General features: G+C 74.2%; 13 protein-coding genes. 5 read left to right on the forward strand and 8 right to left on the reverse strand.

Going from position 1 to position 18,755, the window contains the following annotated elements; all coding sequences use genetic code 11:
- Positions 1-33: 33 nt before the first annotated feature.
- Entirely contained in the window at positions 34-1,365 is a 1,332-nt protein-coding gene (ccrA, locus tag ACI79F_RS00360; RefSeq protein WP_456543781.1) for a crotonyl-CoA carboxylase/reductase, read from the reverse strand.
- A 147-nt stretch (positions 1,366-1,512) separates the two neighbouring features.
- On the opposite strand from ccrA, the gene ACI79F_RS00365 reads away from it, so the two are divergent.
- Positions 1,513-2,316, forward strand: a complete 804-nt coding sequence (locus ACI79F_RS00365) for a phytanoyl-CoA dioxygenase family protein (protein ID WP_456543780.1) — start codon at positions 1,513-1,515, stop codon at positions 2,314-2,316.
- Positions 2,317-2,334: 18 nt separating this feature from the next.
- Here the strand turns inward: ACI79F_RS00365 and mce are convergent, their stop codons facing one another.
- Positions 2,335-2,793 (reverse strand): methylmalonyl-CoA epimerase, encoded by a 459-nt coding sequence (gene mce / locus ACI79F_RS00370; protein WP_456543779.1) that lies wholly within the window; start codon positions 2,791-2,793, stop codon positions 2,335-2,337.
- Between the two features lie 217 nt (positions 2,794-3,010).
- On the opposite strand from mce, the gene ACI79F_RS00375 reads away from it, so the two are divergent.
- The 4 genes from ACI79F_RS00375 to ACI79F_RS00390 are packed head-to-tail and all read left to right on the forward strand — an operon-like array spanning position 3,011 to position 7,740.
- Positions 3,011-4,201 carry an acetyl-CoA C-acetyltransferase gene (locus ACI79F_RS00375; protein ID WP_456543778.1) on the forward strand — a complete coding sequence of 397 codons (1,191 nt, stop codon included), beginning with the start codon at positions 3,011-3,013 and terminating at the stop codon, positions 4,199-4,201.
- Positions 4,198-5,229, forward strand: coding sequence for a methylmalonyl Co-A mutase-associated GTPase MeaB (gene meaB, locus ACI79F_RS00380; RefSeq protein WP_456543777.1), 1,032 nt, complete (start codon positions 4,198-4,200; stop codon positions 5,227-5,229). Before ACI79F_RS00375 ends, meaB begins: the two co-directional genes overlap by 4 nt.
- Positions 5,230-5,252: 23 nt before the next feature.
- Entirely contained in the window at positions 5,253-6,725 is a 1,473-nt protein-coding gene (locus tag ACI79F_RS00385) for a phytoene desaturase family protein (protein WP_456543776.1), read from the forward strand.
- 49 nt (positions 6,726-6,774) lie between these two features.
- Positions 6,775-7,740 carry a tetratricopeptide repeat protein gene (locus ACI79F_RS00390; protein WP_456543775.1) on the forward strand — a complete coding sequence of 322 codons (966 nt, stop codon included), beginning with the start codon at positions 6,775-6,777 and terminating at the stop codon, positions 7,738-7,740.
- Between the two features lie 61 nt (positions 7,741-7,801).
- On the opposite strand, the gene ACI79F_RS00395 is transcribed toward ACI79F_RS00390, so the two are convergent.
- From ACI79F_RS00395 to treS, 6 genes are all read right to left on the reverse strand, one after another.
- Entirely contained in the window at positions 7,802-9,196 is a 1,395-nt protein-coding gene (locus ACI79F_RS00395) for a neutral zinc metallopeptidase (protein ID WP_456543774.1), read from the reverse strand.
- A gap of 53 nt (positions 9,197-9,249) precedes the next feature.
- A complete protein-coding gene (locus ACI79F_RS00400; RefSeq protein WP_456543773.1) occupies positions 9,250-10,638 on the reverse strand; it encodes a neutral zinc metallopeptidase in 1,389 nt (462 codons plus the stop codon).
- Positions 10,639-10,776: 138 nt separating this feature from the next.
- Positions 10,777-12,171 carry a hypothetical protein gene (locus tag ACI79F_RS00405; RefSeq protein ID WP_456543772.1) on the reverse strand — a complete coding sequence of 465 codons (1,395 nt, stop codon included), beginning with the start codon at positions 12,169-12,171 and terminating at the stop codon, positions 10,777-10,779.
- Positions 12,172-12,405: 234 nt separating this feature from the next.
- Positions 12,406-15,465, reverse strand: coding sequence for a 1,4-alpha-glucan branching protein GlgB (gene glgB / locus ACI79F_RS00410; protein ID WP_456543771.1), 3,060 nt, complete (start codon positions 15,463-15,465; stop codon positions 12,406-12,408).
- 63 nt (positions 15,466-15,528) lie between these two features.
- Positions 15,529-16,899, reverse strand: coding sequence for a maltokinase N-terminal cap-like domain-containing protein (locus tag ACI79F_RS00415; protein WP_456543770.1), 1,371 nt, complete (start codon positions 16,897-16,899; stop codon positions 15,529-15,531).
- Positions 16,896-18,698, reverse strand: coding sequence for a maltose alpha-D-glucosyltransferase (gene treS, locus ACI79F_RS00420; RefSeq protein ID WP_456543769.1), 1,803 nt, complete (start codon positions 18,696-18,698; stop codon positions 16,896-16,898). Before treS ends, ACI79F_RS00415 begins: the two co-directional genes overlap by 4 nt.
- Positions 18,699-18,755: the final 57 nt, after the last annotated feature.

The raw sequence follows: 18,755 nt of genomic DNA on the forward strand, positions 1-18,755 counted from the left end.
GGGAACCGATCGGTCCCCGCACAGGGCGGCGGCTCAGACGCCGCGGAAGCGGTTGATGGCGTCGATGTGCTTGGCGCGCTTCTCGGCGTCGCGGACGCCGAGGCCCTCCTCGGGGGCGAGGGTGAGGACGCCGACCTTGCCCTGGTGGGCGTTGCGGTGGACGTCGAGGGCGGCCTGGCCGACCTCCTCCATCGGGTACACCTTCGACAGGGTCGGGTGGATCAGGCCCTTGTCGATCAGCCGGTTGGCCTCCCACGCCTCCTTGTAGTTGGCGAAGTGGCTGGACAGGATCTTCTTCAGGTTCATCCACAGGTACCGGTTGTCGTACTCGTGCAGGTAGCCGGTGGTGGAGGCGCAGGTGATGATCGTGCCGCCCTTCTTGGCGACGTAGACGCTGGCGCCGAAGGTCTCCCGGCCCGGGTGCTCGAAGACGATGTCGACGTCCTCGCCGCCGGTGAGCTCGCGGATCTTCTTGCCGAACCGCTGCCACTCCTTGGGGTCCTGGGTGGACTCGTCCTTCCAGAACTTGTAGCCCTCCGCGGAGCGGTCGATGACCAGCTCGGCGCCCATCCGGCGGACGATCTCGGCCTTCTCCGGGGAGGAGACGACGCAGACGGGGATGGCGCCGCCGTTGAGCGCCATCTGGGTGGCGTAGGAGCCCAGCCCGCCCGAGGCGCCCCAGATGAGCACGATGTCGCCCTGCTTCATGTTGGCGCCGTTGCGCGACACGAGCTGCCGGTAGGCGGTGGAGTTCACCAGCCCCGGCGCGGCGGCCTCCTCCCAGGACAGGTGGCCCGGCTTGGGCATCAGCTGGTTGGACTTGACCAGGGCCAGCTCGGCGAGGCCGCCGAAGTTGGTCTCGAAGCCCCAGATCCGCTGCTGCGGGTCCATCATCGTGTCGTCGTGCCCGGCCGGGTCCTCCAGCTCCACCGACAGGCAGTGCGCCACCACCTCGTCACCGGGCTTCCACTTGTTCACCCCCGGCCCAACGGCCAGCACGACGCCGGCCAGGTCGGAGCCGACCACGTGGTAGGGCAGGTCGTGGCGCTTGGTGAGCTCGGAGACCCGGCCGTAGCGCTCCAGGAACCCGAAGGTGGAGACCGGCTCGAAGATCGACGTCCAGACGGTGTTGTAGTTCACCGACGAGGCCATCACCGCCACGATCGCCTCGCCCGGGCCCAGCTCGGGGGTGGCGACCTCCTGCACGTGCAGCGACTTGCGCGGGTCCTTGTCCCGGGTCGCCAGCCCGGCGAACATGTCCTGCTCGTCCTTGCGGACCACGACGGCCCGGTAGGACTCCGGCACCTCGAGCCCGCCGATGTCGGCCAGCTGGTCGGCGAGGATGGCGTCCCTGATCTCGTCCACGGTGTCTCCCGGGTCTTCGTCGGCTCGGAGGAGCTGGTGCGGTGGGGGCAGATGTTACTGACGAGTAAGAACCGCGGCGAGGCGGGGGAGGGCGACCTGCGCCACTCCCGGTCCGGACCGCGGGCGGGTCCTGCCTAGGCTGCCGCCGTGGTCGCGGTGAGCCAGGAGCAGGTGGAGGCGTTCGCTCGGGACGGCGTCGTGTGCGTCCGGGGGGTGTTCGACCCCGCCGAGGTGGCCCGCGCGGAGGTCGCCGTCGAGGAGGTGCTGCGCCGGCCGAGCGCGCTGGCGCTGACCGCGAGCGGGCCGGACGACCCGGGCCGCTTCGTCGAGGACTTCTGCCGGTGGGGCGACGTCCCGGAGATCGCGCGGCTGGCGCTGGACTCGCGCGTGCCGGAGATCGCGGCGGCGTTGCTGCGCACGCCGCGGGTGCGGCTCTACCACGACCACGTGCTGGTCAAGGAGGGCGGCACGGCCCAGCGGACGCCGTGGCACCAGGACCAGCCGTACTACAACGTGGACGGCCGCGGGGTGAGCGCCTGGATCCCGGTCGACCCGGTGCCGCTGGCCGGCAGCCTCGAGCTGCTGGCCGGCAGCCACGCGGGCCCCTGGCTGATGCCGCGGACGTTCCTGACCGGCGAGGCGCGCTGGTTCCCCGAGGGGTCGCTGGCGGAGCTGCCCGACGTCGAGGCCGACCGCTCGGCGCACGACGTCCGGGCGTTCGAGCTGCAGCCGGGGGACGCGGTGTTCTTCGACTTCCTCACCGTGCACGGCGCCCCGGGGTTCCCGTTCGCGGGCCGCCGCCGCGTGCTGTCGCTGCGCTACCTGTCCGACGACGCGCGGCACGCGCCGCGGCCGTGGCGGACGTCGCCGCCGTTCCAGGGGCTGGCCGACGAGCTGCCCGCCGGCGCGGAGCTGGACCACCCGCTGTTCCCGGTGGTCTGGCCCCGCTGACCCGGCGGGCACGCGGCGTCAGTGCGCGGCGGGGGTCTTCGCGGGCTCGACCAGCTCCACCAGGACGCCGCCGGCGTCCTTGGGGTGGACGAAGTTGATCCGGCTGTCGGCGGTGCCGCGCTTGGGGGCGTCGTAGAGCAGCCGCAGGCCGCGCTCGCGCAGCAGCGCGCAGGTCGCGTCGACGTCCTCGACGCGGAAGGCCAGCTGCTGCAGGCCCGGGCCGGAGCGGCCGATGAACTTGGCGATCGTCGACTCCGGGGTGAGCGGCGCGAGGAGCTGGATGCGGGTGTCGCCGTCGCCGACGGCGAGCATCGCCTCGCGGACGCCCTGCTCCTCGTTCGTCTCCTCGTGCACCGAGGTGATGCCGTACGTCTTCTCGTAGAAGGCGATGGCCTCGTCCAGGTCGGGGACGGCGATGCCCACGTGGTCGATGGTGGTGAACAGCCCCGCGGGCAGGCCGGTCTGCGTGTCGGTCACGGGCGGCATCCTGCCGCAGGACGTCTCGGACGTCAGGCCGGGACGGGCGGCCGGCGGTGTGGTGCAGGCAACAGGAGCGGCCGACGTGGTCCGCTCGTTGCACCGGGCGTCCTATCCTTCTGCGCAGCCCACCCGGCCGCGGCGGGCACTCCACCCGGCCGGCTCGCACCCCACCCCCGGTCGCCAGCGTCGGCGGCCGGCGCACCTGGAGGCCAGCATGTCCCGTTCGGTGATCGTCAGCGGCGCGCGTACGCCCATGGGCCGGCTGCTCGGCTCGCTCAAGGACTTCTCGGCGGCCGACCTCGGCGGCGTGGCGATCAAGGCCGCGCTGGAGCGGGCCGGCATCTCCGGCGACCAGGTCGACTACGTGATCATGGGCCAGGTGATCCAGGCCGGCGCCGGCCAGAACCCGGCGCGCCCGGCGGCCGTCGCCGGCGGCATCCCGATGTCGGTGCCGTCGTTCACGCTCAACAAGGTCTGCCTGTCGGGCATCGACGCGATCGCGCTGGCCGACCAGCTGATTCGCGCCGGCGAGTTCGAGATCGTCGTCGCCGGCGGCATGGAGTCGATGACCCAGGCGCCGCACATGCTGCTCAACTCCCGCGTCGGCACCAAGTACGGCGACACCACGCTGGTCGACGCGATGGCCCACGACGGTCTGTCGGACACCTTCGACCAGATCGCGATGGGCGTGCTCACCGAGCAGCACAACGCGCAGTACGGGCTGACCCGCGAGGAGCAGGACGCCTTCGCCGCCGCCAGCCACCAGCGCGCGGCCGCCGCCGCCAAGAACGGGCTGTTCGACGACGAGATCGCCCCGGTGCTCATCCCGCAGCGCAAGGGTGACCCGATCGAGTTCCGCGACGACGAGGGCATCCGCGCCGACACGACCGTGGAGACGCTGGGCAGGCTCAAGCCGGCGTTCGCCAAGGACGGCACGATCACCGCCGGCACCGCCTCGCAGATCTCCGACGGCGCCTGCGCGGTCGTGGTGATGAGCGCGGAGAAGGCCGCCGAGCTGGGCCTGACCCCGCTGGCCGAGATCGGCGCGCACGGCGTGGTTGCCGGCCCCGACGCCTCGCTGCAGACCCAGCCGTCCCGGGCGATCGCCAAGGCGTGCGCCCGCGAGGGCATCGACCCGGCCGACCTGGACCTCGTCGAGATCAACGAGGCCTTCGCCGCGGTGGGTATCGTCTCCACCCGCGAGCTGGGCCTGGACCCGGAGAAGGTCAACGTCAACGGCGGGGCCATCGCCCTGGGCCACCCGGTCGGCATGAGCGGCGCGCGCATCGCGCTGCACCTGGCGCTGGAGCTGGGCCGCCGCGGTGGCGGCGTCGGCGCCGCGGCCCTGTGCGGCGGCGGCGGGCAGGGCGACGCGCTGATCCTGCACGTGCCCGCGAAGGCGTGAGCGACCCCCTCGAGGGGACCGCGGTACAGACGCCCGGCCCCGCCGCCCCTCCCGGGCGGCGGGGCCGTCGCGCCGTCGACGTCCCGGCCCTGGTCGAGGGCGCGCGTGCGGGCGACCCGCGGTCGGTGGCCCGGCTGATCTCGCTGGTCGAGGACGCCAGCCCCGCGCTGCGCGAGGTCGCCGCCGCGCTCACCCCGCACACCGGCTCGGCCCGGGTGGTGGGGCTCACCGGCTCGCCGGGTGTCGGCAAGTCGACGACGACGACCGCGCTGGTGCGGGCCCTGCGCGCGCGGGACCTGCGGGTCGGGGTGCTGGCGGTCGACCCGTCGTCCCCGTTCTCCGGCGGCGCGCTGCTCGGCGACCGGGTGCGCATGCAGGACCACGCCGGCGACCGCGGCGTCTACATCCGCTCCATGGCCTCCCGCGGGCACCTCGGCGGGCTGTCCTGGGCGACCCCGCAGGCCCTGCGGGTGCTCGACGCGGCCGGCTGCGACGTCGTCCTGATCGAGACCGTCGGCGTCGGGCAGTCGGAGCTGGAGATCGCCTCGCTGGCCGACACCACGCTGGTGCTGGTGGCCCCCGGGATGGGGGACGGCATCCAGGCGGCCAAGGCCGGGATCCTGGAGATCGCCGACGTCTTCGTCGTCAACAAGGCCGACCGGGACGGCGCCGCGGAGACCGTGCGCGACCTACGGGCCATGCAGTCCCTCGGCGGGCGGCACGACCGGGAGGGCTGGTGGCGGCCGCCGATCTGCCGGACCGTCGCCAGCCGGGACACCGACAACGGCGTCGACGGCGTCCTCGAGCAGCTGGACCGGCACGCCGAGTGGCTGGAGACCTCCGGCGAGGGCCGCCGTCGGCGCACCGAGCGGGCCGCGCGGGAGATCGAGGCGATCGCGCTGGCCGGCCTGCGGGAGCGGATGGGCGACGTCCGCGGCTCGGCGGCGCTGGACGCGCTCGCGGCCCGCGTGGTGGCGGGGGAGACCGACCCCTTCCGCGCCGCCGACGAGATCCTCGGGCAGCTCTGACCCGTCGCGGGCAGGATGACGAGGTGAGCTCGAAGCCGGACGCCGTCGTCGTCGGAGCGGGACCCAACGGGCTGGCCGCCGCGCTGCGGCTGTCGGCCGCGGGCCTGCGGGTGCAACTGGTCGAGCGGGCCGAGCGGCCCGGCGGCGGGATGCGGACCGAGGAGCTGATCCGCTCCGGTGTCCGCCACGACGTCTGCTCGACGGTGCACCCGATGGCCGCGGTCTCGCCGTTCTTCCGCGAGTTCGACCTGGCGAGCCGCGGCGTGCGGCTCGTGCACCCGGAGATCTGCTACGCCCACCCGCTCGACGGCGGCCGGGCGGCGGTCTCCCGCCGGTCGCTGGAGGAGACGGCGGCCGGCCTGGGCGCCGACGGGGCGGCCTACCGCCGGCTGTTCGAGCCGCTGGTGGAGCACCGCGACGACGTCGTGGACTTCTTCCTCTCCAGCATGCTGCGCCGCCTGCCGACCCGGAGCCCGGTGCAGGTCGCGCGGTTCGGCCTGACCGGGCTGCCCAACATCCGCTGGCTGGCCCGGCGCACCTTCGACACCGAGGAGGGTCAGGCGCTGCTGGCCGGGGCGGCCGCGCACGGGATGCTCGACCTCGCCCGCCCGCTGACCGCCGCGCTCGGCATGCTGCTCGGGATGCTCGCCCACCACGGCGGGTGGCCGCTGGTCGAGGGCGGCTCGCAGGCGCTGGCCGACGCGATGGTCACGGCCTTCGAGGAGCAGGGCGGGGAGCTGGTCACCGGGCAGGAGGTGACCGACCTGCGCGAGTTCGAGGGTGTGCCCGCGGTCCTGCTCGACACCTCGCCGCGGGCGTTCGTGCGGATGGCGGGGGACCGGGTGCACGACGGCTACCGGCGCTGGGTGTCGCGGTACAAGCACGGTCCCGGCGTGTTCAAGATCGACTGGATCCTGTCCGAGCCGGTGCCGTGGACGAACCCGGAGGTGCGCCGCGCCGGCACCATCCACGTCGCCGGGAACCTGGCCGAGACCATCGCCGGCGAGGACGGGCCCGCGCACGGCCGGCCGGCCGAGCGGCCGTACGTGCTCGCGGTGCAGCCGACGGTCGTCGACCGCACGCGCGCGCCGGGCGGCGAGCACGTGTTCTGGGCCTACGTGCACGTGCCGCACGGCTCCGCCGTCGACATGACCGAGGCCATCGAGGCGCAGGTGGAGCGCTTCGCACCCGGCTTCCGCGACACGATCGTCGCCCGCGCGACCAAGGACGCCCGGCAGATGGAGCAGTGGAACCCCAACCACGTCGGCGGGGACATCTCCAACGGCGAGGCGTCGCTGCGCCAGATGCTGGCCCGGCCGGTGCCGCGCTGGAACACCTACAAGACGCCGATCGCGGGCACCTACCTCGCGTCGGCGGCGACCCCGCCGGGGCCGGCGGTGCACGGCATGTGCGGGGACAACGCCGCCAGGCTCGCGCTGCGGGAGGTGTTCGGCCTGCGGCACGCCCCCGCGCTGCGGCCGGCCCCGGCGGCCTAGCGCGCGGCACCGGCGGCACGCCCGGGACCCGGGGTGGGATCATCGGGTCATGCAGCCCTCCCGCCCCGGACGTCCCGACCCGCGCGCGCAGGCCCAGCAAGCCCAGCTGGCCGCCGCGATGTCCGGCGCCGTCGACCTGGCCGCCGTGAAGGCCCGGTCCGAGGCCGCCGCCCGCGCCCAGGCCGCACCCCCGCCGAGCGCCGCCGCGCCGGCCGGCGCCCCGGGCGCGGCCGTCGTCGACGTCACCGAGGCGACGTTCCAGAGCGAGGTCCTCGACCGCTCCTTCCAGGTCCCGGTCGTGCTCGACCTGTGGGCCGAGTGGTGCGGGCCGTGCAAGCAGCTCTCGCCGGTGCTCGAGCGGCTGGCCGCGGAGGGCGGCGGCTCCTGGGTGCTCGCCAAGGTCGACGTCGACGCCAACCCGGCGCTGGCGCAGGGCCTGCGCGTGCAGGGCATCCCCGCGGTCAAGGCCGTCTGGCAGGGGCAGCTGGTCGCCGAGTTCACCGGCGCGATCCCCGAGGACCAGGCCCGTCAGTTCGTCACCGAGCTGGTCCGCGCCACCACCGGGGGCGCGGTGCCCGGGGCCGACGCCGGCCCCGAGGAGCCGGAGGACCCGCGGCTGGACGCCGCCGAGGCCGCCCTGGAGCGCGGCGACCTCGCCGCCGCCGAGGCCGCCTACCAGGCGATCCTCGACGAGGAGCCCGAGCACCCGGTCGCCGGGCTGGCGCTGCGGCAGGTGCAGCTGTTCCAGCGGGCCGACGCGGCGGGCCCGGACGCCCTGGCGCTGGCCGACGCCGCCCCGGACGACGTCGCCGCGCAGACCCGCGCCGCGGACTTCCTGCTCGGCACCGGAGACGTCGAGGGCGCCTTCGCCCGGCTGGTCGACACGGTGCGGCGCACCGCCGGCGAGGACCGGGAGGCCGCCCGCAAGCACCTGGTCGAGCTGTTCGCCGTGGTCGGCGACGAGGACCCGCGGGTCGGCGCCGCCCGCCGCCAGCTGATGCTCGCCCTGTACTGACCCACGGCCCCCTCGCAGGGGCCCGGCGCGAGCTCGCGAGCGGTGGGGGGCGAGGGGGTCCTCACTCGACGTCGCAGGCCGCGGCCCCCTCGAGGAACCCCGACCGGAACAGGTCGACCAGCTCGAAGCCGGACAGGTCGAGGCCGGGCAGCACCGCCGGGTCGCCGGCGCGGGTGAGCAGGAACTGCACGCTCTCGTCGACGTCCCCGGGGGAGATGACGATGTCGCTCAGCGCGCCGTCGGCGACCGCGGCGGCGTACCAGCCGGTCAGGCAGACCGCGGACCGCCGGGCGTCCTCGTCGTCGGTGGACAGCCCGAGCTGGTCGCGGGCCTCGAGCGCGTAGGGCACCGAGACGGCGGTCAGCACGGCGAAGTCGCCGATCTCCTCGTAGAGCGGGCGGGCGAGGTCGGTCTCGTCGTAGGCGACCAGGTCCTCGCCGGGGCAGGCGACGAGGTCGAGGTCGTCGTCGCCGGCGCAGTCCGGCGCCGTCCCGTCGAACGGCTCCAGCTGCGGGGCCTGGAAGCTGCCGCCGAGCACCTCGCCGAACGCCCGGTCCCAGAACTCCGGCAGCGAGCTCGCTGCCAGCTCCTGGGCCGTCGGGAACGGCGCGTCCCCGCCGGTGGCGAAGTCGGTGTCGCTCGTGAACTCGCTCTGCGTGAACGGCCGGTCGCTGCCGAACTCGTCGCGGCAGGCCTCGGCGCCCCCGTCGAAGCCGTCCTGGAAGGCCGAGACCCGGTCGAAGAACGAGCCGTGCGCCTGCTGCTCGAACTGCCCGGTGCCGACCGGGTCGCGCAGCTGCAGGTAGCCGCCGAGCACCTGGTCGAGCTCCGCCTGGCGGATCCGGACGTGCTCGGCCTCCCCGGCGGCGACCCAGGCGGTCCACGCGCCGGCCATGCAGTCGGCCTGGGTCTCGGTGAGGATCGACGTCCGGGGGTAGCCGACGCGGGCCTGGATCGCGTGGCCGTACTCGTGCGCCATCACCAGCGCCGGCAGGAACCGGCCGGAGGCGTCGGCGAGCTCGGCCAGGAAGGCCCGGTCCCAGCTGATCGAGTCCGAGTGCGCGACCCGCTCGGCCTGGCAGTAGAAGGCGTTGTCCTCGACCTCGCGGGGGTCGGTGCCGCAGCCGACGCCGTCGGGGTAGGTGCCCGGGTCGACGTCGTCGGGGTCGACGCTGAAGAAGCCGCCCGCCAGCGGCTCGAACCGGACGCCGAAGACGTCGGGCAGCTGCTCGGACCAGAACGTGCCCAGGTCGGCCAGGGCGTTGGTGGCCAGCTGGTCGACCTCGCCGCCGTCCGTGCCGACGACGGTGACCTCGCCGTCGGGCGCGTCCGGCGGGGGCGTCTCGGCCGCCCGCGGCACCCCGCCGAGCGTCACCACGCAGCCGGACAGCAGCAGGCCGGCGAGCAGCGCGGCGACCAGCGGCCACCACCGGGCCCGGAAACGGCGACGTCCCACCGTCGCGGGGTGCCCGCGACGGTGGGACGGCAACCGTGCCGCGTGCCGGCCGGTTACTGCAGGCCGCAGGCGTCGGCGCCGGGGCCCTCGAGGAAGCCGGCCCGGAACGCGCCGATCAGCTCGAACCCGGTGGCGTCGACGTTCGGCAGGACGGTCTCGATCTGCCCGTACGTCAGCAGGAACTGGACCGCCTCGTCCACGTCGCCGGGGCTGAGGAAGATCTCCAGGCTCTCCTCGAAGTCGCCGTTGAAGAACGCCGCGGTGTACGCGCCGGTCAGGCACACCGTGGCGGTGGTGTCGTCGGCCGGCAGGCCCAGGTGCGACCGCACGGCCTGCGCGTAGGGCAGCCCGTACGCGGCCGCCACGGCGAAGTCGCCGATGTCGTTGTACGCGCCCTCCAGCAGCTCCTGGTCGACGTAGACGGTGTCGTCGGACTCGCACCAGCCCAGGTCGCGCTCGACCATGTCGCCGCACTCGGGGGCGGTGCCGTCGAAGTTCAGCGTCGGCGGCTGGAACCCGTCCACGAAGCCCGTGTAGTACTCGCCCATCGACGTCTCGATGATCGCGGCGATGTCCTCGGGCGGGGCGTTGCCGTTGGTCTCCTCGCCGTTGGTCTCGTCGAACTCGTCGACGGTGAAGACCCGCTCGTTCTCGGCGTAGTTGTCGCGGCAGGCGGCGACGCCGTTGTCGTAGCCCTCGTAGAAGGCCGACGCCCGGTCGAAGCCGGAGCCGTGCGCGCCCTGCACCTCGACGTCGGTGAGGCCCACCGGGTCGCGCAGCTCGATGAAGCCGCTGATGACCCGGTCGAGGTCCTCGACCCGCACGGTCGTGTGCTGGGCGTTGCCGGCGACCACCCACTGGGTGAAGGCGCCGGCGAGGCAGTCGGCCTGGGTCTCGAGGTAGATCGTGATGTCGGTGAACCGGCCGATCCGGCCGGAGGGCCCGTCGAACGGGCCCTGCAGCAGGTGCCCGAACTCGTGGGCCATGATCGCGGCGTTGATGTAGGGGCCGAACTCCTCCATCTGCGCGGCGATGAACGGCCGGTCGTAGGCGACGACGTCGCAGCCGTAGTGGTAGAAGGCGTTCATCTCCACCTCGGCCGGGTCGACCGGGTACTCCTCGCAGCCGATGCCGGTGTCCTCCGGGTAGAGGCTGTAGTCGATGTCGTCGGTGTCGACCGAGGACGTGGGGCCCTGCAGCGGCAGGAAGTCCTCGCCGAAGTACTCGGGGAACGCCTCGGCCCAGAAGGTGTTGAGGTCGAGGAAGGCGTTGCGCGCGATCCGGTCGACCTCGTTGTCGGCGGCCCCCACGATCGGGAACTCCTCGGCCGTCGCGTCGGTGACCGGCGGGTTCGCGGTGCCGTCGATGCTGCTGGTGCAACCGGTGAGCAGCACGCTGCCCACCGCTGCCGCGACGACCGCGCGGCGCGAGACGTGCCTCATGGAGCGTGGTTCCTCGTCTGCTGGGGGGTGCGGCCGGCGGGCGGCCGTTCGAGAGCCGGCACATGATGCACGCTGCCCGCCGGTCGCGGAACGGCTTCGCGCGCGCCCGTGCCCCCTGGGGTGGATGGGGCGGGGGGCTCAGGCCGCGCAGTCCTCGCCGAGCGACTCGAAGCCGCGCCGGAACGCGTCCACCAGCGCGGTGGCCGGCAGCTCGGGCGCCGGCACGAGCGCCGGGTCCTCGGCGGCGTCGAGGAGGACCAGCGCCGCCTCGTCCACGTCGCCGGGGGAGAGGCGCAGGTCCTGGCCGGGCAGGTCGCCGGCGAGGACCAGGCCGGTCATCCAGCCGACGGTGCACCCGGCCGAGGCGAGCGCCTCCGGCCCGCGTACCGGCAGGCCCAGCTGCTCCCGCGCGGCTAGCGCCCACGGCAGGCCGAGCAGCGCGACGACGGCGAAGTCGCCCAGCTGCGCCGAGGCGGGGGCCAGCACCTCCTCGTCCGCGACCACCGTGGCCCGCCCGCCGTCGTCCACGCACCACGACAGCCGCAGGCCCCCGGCCGGGACGTCGCACGTGGCGGGGAGCTCCCCGGTCACGGCCGGGGTCGCGACGTCGCCGCGCCAGCCGTCGTCGCCGGCGAGGTCGCCGTCGGCCGCGGCGGTCCAGAAGGCGTCCAGCAGCGCCTCGGCCGCGGTCAGGGCCTCCCGCAGCGGCACGTCGCCGCCGCTGTCGGCCTCCTCCTCGGAGGTGAACTCGGCGATCACGAACAGCCGGTCGGCGGTGAACTCCTCCCGGCAGGCCTGCGCGCCGCCGTCCCACCCGACGAGGAAGGCGGCGAGCTGGTCGTAGGCCGAGCCGTGCGCGCCCGGGTCCTCCGGGGAGCTGCCGGCGGGGTCGCCGAAGAACGCGTACCCCTCCAGGTAGAGGTCCAGCTCGGCGGCGCGCACGACGCTGTGCGACCCGCCCCCGTCGGCCACCCACCGGCTCCACGAGCCGGCGAAGCACTCGGCCTGCGTCTCGAGCACGAGGGAGGTCTCCCGGTCCGCCGTCCCCACCCGGTGCTGGATCGCGTGCCCCATCTCGTGGGCCATGGTCGAGCCGACCACGAGCGGGCCGATCGCCGCCATCGAGTCGGCCAGGCCGCCGGCGTTGTAGAGGATCGTGTCGGTGTCGGGGCAGTACAGCGCGCTGGTCATCGCCACGTAGTCGACGTCCACGCACGCGTCCCGGGGCAGGTCGGCGTCGTCGGTGGTGGCCGGGTCGACCGACCAGTAGCCGCCCTCGGGCGGGGTGAACTGCTCGCCGTAGACGGCCGGCAGCGTCTCCTGCCAGTAGGTGACGACGTCGGCCATCGTGTTGCGGGCCAGGCGGTCGACCTCGCCGTCCCCGGCGAGCCCGACCGTGAGCTCGGCGTCCGTGGCGTCCGTGCGGAACCCGCCCCCGGGCGCGGGGGTGCCGGCGACGACCGAGGTGCAGCCGGCGGTCAGCGCGCCGGCCAGCAGGACGAGGGCCAGCCGGGGGGCCGGACGGCGCGGCACGGCTCAGAGCCCGCGGGCGCCGGTGTCGGACGGGACGACCGCGCGACCCGGGGCCTGCCTCATGGAGCGGTCGTCCTCGTCTGCCGGGGCGGCGCCCTCCGGTGGCGCGCGCGGGAGCCGGCACATGATGCACGCCGCCGGCCCCGCGCAGGCGGTCTCCCCGCGCGAGACCGGCGCCGGGCCCGGGTACGCCCCGGGCCCGGCGGCGACCGGCTCCCGCGGTCGCGAGCCGGCTCAGCCCTCGTGCAGCAGCCAGACGGTGCCGAGCGGCGGGGCGGTCAGCGTCACCGAGAACGGCTGGCCGTGCCAGGGCTGCTCCTCGGCCACCACGGCGCCGGAGTTGCCGACGCCGGAACCGCCGTAGCCCTCGGCGTCGGTGTTGAGCACCTCCCGCCACGTGCCGCCGCGGGGCAGCCCGATCCGGTAGCCGTGGTGCGGGTGCCCGGCGAAGTTGGCGACGACGGCCAGCGCCTGGCCGGGGGGCCGCTCCTCGGTGGTGTCGGCGCCCTCGGCGGCGCCCGCCCGGGCGTAGCGCAGGAAGCTCAGCACGTTGCCGGAGGCGTCGTTGGCGTCGATCCACTGGAAGCCCGCCGGGTCGACGTCCTGCGACCACAGCGCCGGCAGCTCCCGGTAGCGGGCGTTGAGGTCGGTGACCAGCTGCAGCACCCCGCGGTGCGCCGGGTCGTCCAGGTGCCACCAGTCCAGCGAGCGGCTCTCCGCCCACTCGGCGTCCTGGGCGAACTCCGAGCCCATGAACAGCAGCTGCTTGCCGGGGTGGGACCACATGAAGGCCAGGTAGGCGCGCAGGTTGGCCAGCTGCTGCCAGCGGTCGCCGGGCATCTTCCGCAGCAGCGAGCCCTTGCCGTAGACGACCTCGTCGTGGCTGATCGGCAGGACGTAGTTCTCGGAGTAGGCGTAGATCATCGAGAACGTCATCTGGCCGTGGTGGTAGCTGCGGTGCACGGGCTGCTTGCTCATGTACTCGAGCGAGTCGTGCATCCAGCCCATGTTCCACTTGAACCCGAAGCCCAGGCCGCCGAGGTAGGTGGGCCGGGTGACGCCCGGCCAGGCGGTGGACTCCTCGGCGATGGTGACCACGCCGGGCACCTCGCGGTAGACGGTCGCGTTCATCTCCTGCAGGAACGCCACCGCCTCGAGGTTCTCCCGCCCGCCGTGGACGTTGGGTGTCCACTGGCCCTCCTCGCGGGAGTAGTCCAGGTAGAGCATCGAGGCGACCGCGTCGACGCGGATGCCGTCGATGTGGAACTCCTTGCACCAGTACAGCGCGTTGGCCACGAGGAAGTTGCGGACCTCGACCCGGCCGAAGTCGAACACGTAGGTGCCCCAGTCCGGCTGCTCGCCGCGGCGCGGGTCCGGGTGCTCGTACAGCGGCGTGCCGTCGAAGCGCGCCAGCGCCCAGGCGTCCTTGGGGAAGTGCGCCGGCACCCAGTCGACGATGACCCCGACGCCGGCCTGGTGCGCGCGGTCGACGAGGTAGCGGAAGTCGTCGGGGCTGCCGAAGCGGGCCGTCGGCGCGTAGTAGCTGGTCACCTGGTAGCCCCAGGAGCCGCCGAAGGGGTGCTCGGCGACCGGCATGCACTCGATGTGGGTGAAGCCCGCCGCGGCGACGTAGTCGACGAGCTCGTCGGCGAGCTGGCGGTAGGACAGCCCCTGCCGCCAGGAGCCCAGGTGCACCTCGTAGACGCTCACCGGCCGTTCGTGCCAGTTGCCGGCCGCGCGCGCGGTCAGCCACTCCTCGTCGGCCCACTCGTGGCGGGACTCGGTGACGACCGAGGCGTTCAGCGGGGGCACCTCCGTGGCGAAGGCCAGCGGGTCGGACTTCTCCCGCCAGGTCCCGTCGGCGCCGAGCACGTGGTAGCGGTAGCGGCTGCCGGCCTGCACGCCCGGGATGTAGATCTCCCAGACGCCGGAGGCGCCCAGCGACCGCATCGGGTAGGCGCGGGCCTCCCAGTAGTCGAAGTCGCCGGTCACCTTCACGCCCCGGGCGTTGGGCGCCCAGACGGCGAAGGAGACGCCCTCGACCGTGCCGCGCGGGGTCTCGTAGCGGCGGACGTGCGCCCCGAGCACCTCCCACAGCCGCTCGTGCCGGCCCTCGCGGATCAGGTACTGGTCGAGCTCGCCGACCGTGGGCAGCCAGCGGTAGGGGTCGTCGACGCCGTAGGTGGCGGTGCCGCCCGCGCCGTCGGGGTAGACCACCTCGAGCCGGTAGTCGCCGGGCTGGGCGGGCAGCCGCGCCTCGTAGACGCCGCCGCCGTGCAGCTGCCGGGCCTCGTAGCGGCTGCCGTCCTCGTCGAGGACGGCGACGGAGACGGCGTCGGGCCGCAGGGTCCGGACGGCCCACCCGTCGCCGCTGCGGTGGGCACCCAGGACGGCGTGCGGGTCGTGCGACCAGCCCTCGACGACGGCCCGCAGGTCGTCGGCGGAGACCTCCTGCACGGCCTCGGCGGCCGGGGTGCCGGCGGTCGTCCCGGTCGGGGTCCCGGACGGGGCCTCGGACGGCGCCTCGGACAGGGCCTCGGACGGGGCCTCGGTTGGTGCCTCGGCCGGCGCCTCGGCCGGCGCCCGGCCGGGGGTCTCGGCCGGGGCCTGCGGCGTGCTCGGCGTGGCCGGGTCCGGGTCGGGTGCCGACGGCTGGCCGGCGGGCGCCCCCGACGGCGAGCCCGGCTCGGCGATCGGGGCCGGGGCGACGACCGGGGTGGCGGTGCCGCCCTGCTCGGCGACGGCGTCGGCCTGCGGCTCGTGGATGGCGGCCGGCGAGGAGGCCTTCGCGCGGGGCGCCCGCTTGGCCGGCGCCCGCTCGGCGGGCGCCTTGCGGGCCCGGGACCTGGTGGCCGGCGCCGGCTCCGCCGCGTCGCCGGTGGGCGCTCCCTGCGCCGCGACCGTGCCGGGGTCGACCGCCGGCTCGACCTCGGCGACGGCGCCCTGCGCCGCGACGGTCTTCTTCGCCGCCGCCCGGCGAGTGGTCTTCTTCGCCGGGGCGGCGCCCGCCTCCTCCGCGGGGGCCTCCGCCCCGGAGGCCGTCGTCGTCGCCTTCTTCGCCGCGGGGGCCTTCTTCGCCGCGGGCGCCTTCTTCGCTGCCGGGGCCTTCTTCGCCGCGGCCCGCTTCCGGGCGGGGGCGGCGTTGACGACCGGCTCGCGCTCGGCGGCCCGCGCCTCCTCGGCCATCTGGTCCACCGCCTGCTGCAGCTCCTCCCGGGTCGCGGGCGACTCGGGGGTGTCGGCGGGGTCGCGGCCGGTCGTCTCGGCGCTCGGGGCGCCGTCGGGGGAGGTCATCGCGTCGTCGTCCTCTTCACTCGCGTCGGGGTCGTGGGGCCGGGATCCGCCGGGCCGGTCCGGTCAGCCGGCGGCCAGCCGTGACAGCGACTGCAGCGGGATCATCAGCCAGTGCGGGCGGTTGCGCGCCTCGTAGAGGCACTCGTAGACGGCCTTGTCCGCCTCGAACGCGCGCAGCACGGGGGAGTCGGCGCAGGGGTCGAGCCCGCTGGCGGCGGAGTAGCCGGCGCAGAAGGCGCTGCGGTTGCGCTCGGCCCACTCCTGCGCCCGGTACGCCCGCTGGGTGTTCTCGGGCTGCTCGACGAGCATGTGCCGGGCGGCGTAGTCGAAGCTGCGCAGCATCCCGGCGACGTCGCGCATCGGGCTGTCCAGCTGCCGCCGCGCGGCCAGCGGCCGGGCCGGCTCGCCCTCGAAGTCGAGCAGGATCCAGCCGGTCGCGGTGCGCAGCACCTGGCCCAGGTGCAGGTCGCCGTGCACCCGCTGGCGGACGACCGGCTCCTGGCAGTCGGCCAGCTCGGCGTAGAGCCGGCGCAGGCCCTCGGCGTGCTCCTCCAGCTGCGGCACCACCGGCAGGGCGGCCTCCAGGCGGCCGGTCATCTCCTCGGCGGCCGCCTCGAACCACTCCCGGTCGGCCGGCTGCGTCGGCAGCACCGCGGCGAGGTCGGCGTGCACCGAGGCGGTCGCCGCGCCGAGCCGCTCGCTGTCGGCGGCGAAGTCGCCCCCCACCTCGTCGGCGTGCAGGTCGCCCTCGGCGTACAGGTCGCGCACGCTGGCGGTGGCCAGCCGCCAGCCGTCGCTGGCGTTGGGCACGAACGTCTGCAGCATCAGCACGGTGGCCGGCTCGGTGTCCGGGTCCCGGTCGTGGTCGATCTCGGCGTAGCCCAGCAGCGGCGCGATGTGCTCGTTGTCGGTGCGCCGCAGCGCGTCGTGGATCTCGACGTCGGGGTTGAGCCCGGGCTCGAGCCGGCGGAAGAGCTTGAGGATCGCCTCGGAGCCGTACACCAGGGAGGTGTTGCTCTGCTCGGTGGAGATGACGTCACCGGGCAGCCCCGCCGGGATGGTCGCCCCCTCCTCGGCGACGAAGCGCAGCGACCCGACCCGCGCCTGCTCGGCCAGGTGGACCAGCCACGGCGTCGTCGCCTCCCGGTCGCGCATCGCGTCGTAGGCGTAGTTCTCCCGGTCCCCGCCGGGGACGGCGCCCACGAACGCCGAGGACAGGTCCTCCACGACGTGGTCGTGCCAGGACAGCGGCACCAGGTAGGTGTCGCTGCCGCCGTCGGTGTAGGTGACGTGCACCCGGTGCACCGAGAGCACGGGGCCGGACCGGTCGAGGAAGAAGCCGTCCTCCTCGACGCCGGCCCACTCCCGGCCCTTGCCGCCGAACCACCGCTGGTTCGGCATCCACTCCCGCAGGATGTCGGTGAGCGCGCTCATCGGTCCCCTCCCGGCGCGTCGTCGGCGGCGTGGACCACGCCGGCCGCCAGCAGCGAGTCGGCCACGGCGGAGCCGGCGGTCTCGTGCTCCTCGACGACCGGCTCGGGCTCCGGTGCCGGCTTGGCGAGCTCGAACCAGTAGAAGCCGTGCCCGGCCAGCGTGAGCATGTAGGGCAGGACGCCGATCTGCGGGAACTCCACCCGGCCGGTGAGCTCGATCGGCGTGTAGCCCTCGAACCTGCGCAGGTCCAGCTCCACCGGCTGCGGGAACCGCGACAGGTTGTTGACGCACAGCACGATGTCGTCGCCGAACTCGCGGACGAACGACAGCACCGTGGGGTTGCGCGAGCCGATCTCGGCGAAGCTGCCCAGGCCGAAGGTGGGGTGCTGGCCGCGGACCCGGATCATCTGCCGGATCCAGTGCAGCAGCGAGGTGGTGTTGCGCAGCTGCGACTCGACGTTGGTGACCTGGTAGCCGTAGACCGGGTCGGCGTTCAGCGGCAGGTACATCCGCTGCGGGTCGGCGGTGGAGAACCCGCCGTTGCGGTCCGGGGTCCACTGCATCGGCGTGCGGACGCCGTCGCGGTCACCGAGCCAGATGTTGTCGCCCATGCCGATCTCGTCGCCGTAGTAGAGGACCGGCGACCCCGGGAGGCTGAGCAGCAGGGCGTTGAACAGCTCGAGGGTGTCGATGTCGTTGTCCAGCAGCGGCGCCAGCCGGCGGCGGATGCCGATGTTGGCCTTCATGCGGGGGTCCTTGGCGTACTCCGCCCACATGTAGTCGCGTTCCTCGTCGGTGACCATCTCGAGGGTCAGCTCGTCGTGGTTGCGCAGGAAGATGCCCCACTGGCAGTTGGCCGGGATGTCCGGCGTCTGCGCCATGATCTCCGAGATCGGGAACCGCTGCTCCCGTCGCACGCCCATGAACAGGCGCGGCATCACCGGGAAGTGGAAGGCCATCTGGCACTCGTCGCCGTCCTCGCCGAAGTACTCGACGACGTCGGCCGGCCACTGGTTGGCCTCGCACAGCAGCACCCGGTCGGGGTAGTCGCGGTCGACGACCTTGCGGACCTGCTTGAGCAGCTCGTGGGTCCTGGGGAGGTTCTCGCAGTTGGTCCCCTCCTCCTCGAACAGGTAGGGGACGGCGTCGAGCCGGAAGCCGTCGATGCCCAGGTCCAGCCAGAACCGCAGCGCGTCCAGGATCGCCTCGACGACCTTCGGGTTCTCGAAGTTCAGGTCGGGCTGGTGGGAGAAGAACCGGTGCCAGAAGTACTGCTTGCGCACCGGGTCGAAGGTCCAGTTCGAGCTCTCGGTGTCGACGAAGATGATCCGCGCGTCGGCGTAGCCGGTGTCGTCGTCGGCCCACACGTAGAAGTCGCCGTAGGGGCCCTCGGGGTCGCTGCGGCTGGCCTGGAACCAGGGGTGCTGGTCCGAGGTGTGGTTCATGACGAAGTCGATGATCACGCGGATGCCGCGGGAGTGGGCCTCCTGCAGCAGCTCCCGGAAGTCCTCGATGTCGCCGAACTCGGGCAGCACGGCGGTGTAGTCGCTGACGTCGTAGCCGCCGTCGCGCAGCGGCGAGGCGAAGAACGGCGGCAACCACAGGCAGTCGACGCCGAGCCACTGCAGGTAGTCCAGCTTGTCGATCATGCCGCGCAGGTCGCCCACGCCGTCGGCGTTGCTGTCGGCGAAGCCGCGGACGAGCACCTCGTAGAAGACCGCGCGCTTGTACCACTCCGGGTCGGTGCCGGGCGGCGGCAGCGCGGAGCGGCCGGGGGTGTCGGGAACGGGAACGGTCATCGGGAGGTGTCGCCCCTCAGGTAGTGCTGTGCGGGTGGGCTGGAGGTGAGTGGGCGG

The organism is Blastococcus sp. SYSU D00868, from assembly GCF_054050575.1.

Coding starts and splice junctions, on each gene's coding strand:
- ACI79F_RS00375 (WP_456543778.1), top strand. CDS start 3,011: ATGTCCCGTTCGGTGATCGTCAGCGGCGCGCGTACGCCCATGGGCCGG.
- ACI79F_RS00390 (WP_456543775.1), top strand. CDS start 6,775: ATGCAGCCCTCCCGCCCCGGACGTCCCGACCCGCGCGCGCAGGCCCAG.
- ACI79F_RS00400 (WP_456543773.1), bottom strand. CDS start 10,638: ATGAGGCACGTCTCGCGCCGCGCGGTCGTCGCGGCAGCGGTGGGCAGC.
- glgB (WP_456543771.1), bottom strand. CDS start 15,465: ATGACCTCCCCCGACGGCGCCCCGAGCGCCGAGACGACCGGCCGCGAC.
- ACI79F_RS00415 (WP_456543770.1), bottom strand. CDS start 16,899: ATGAGCGCGCTCACCGACATCCTGCGGGAGTGGATGCCGAACCAGCGG.
- treS (WP_456543769.1), bottom strand. CDS start 18,698: ATGACCGTTCCCGTTCCCGACACCCCCGGCCGCTCCGCGCTGCCGCCG.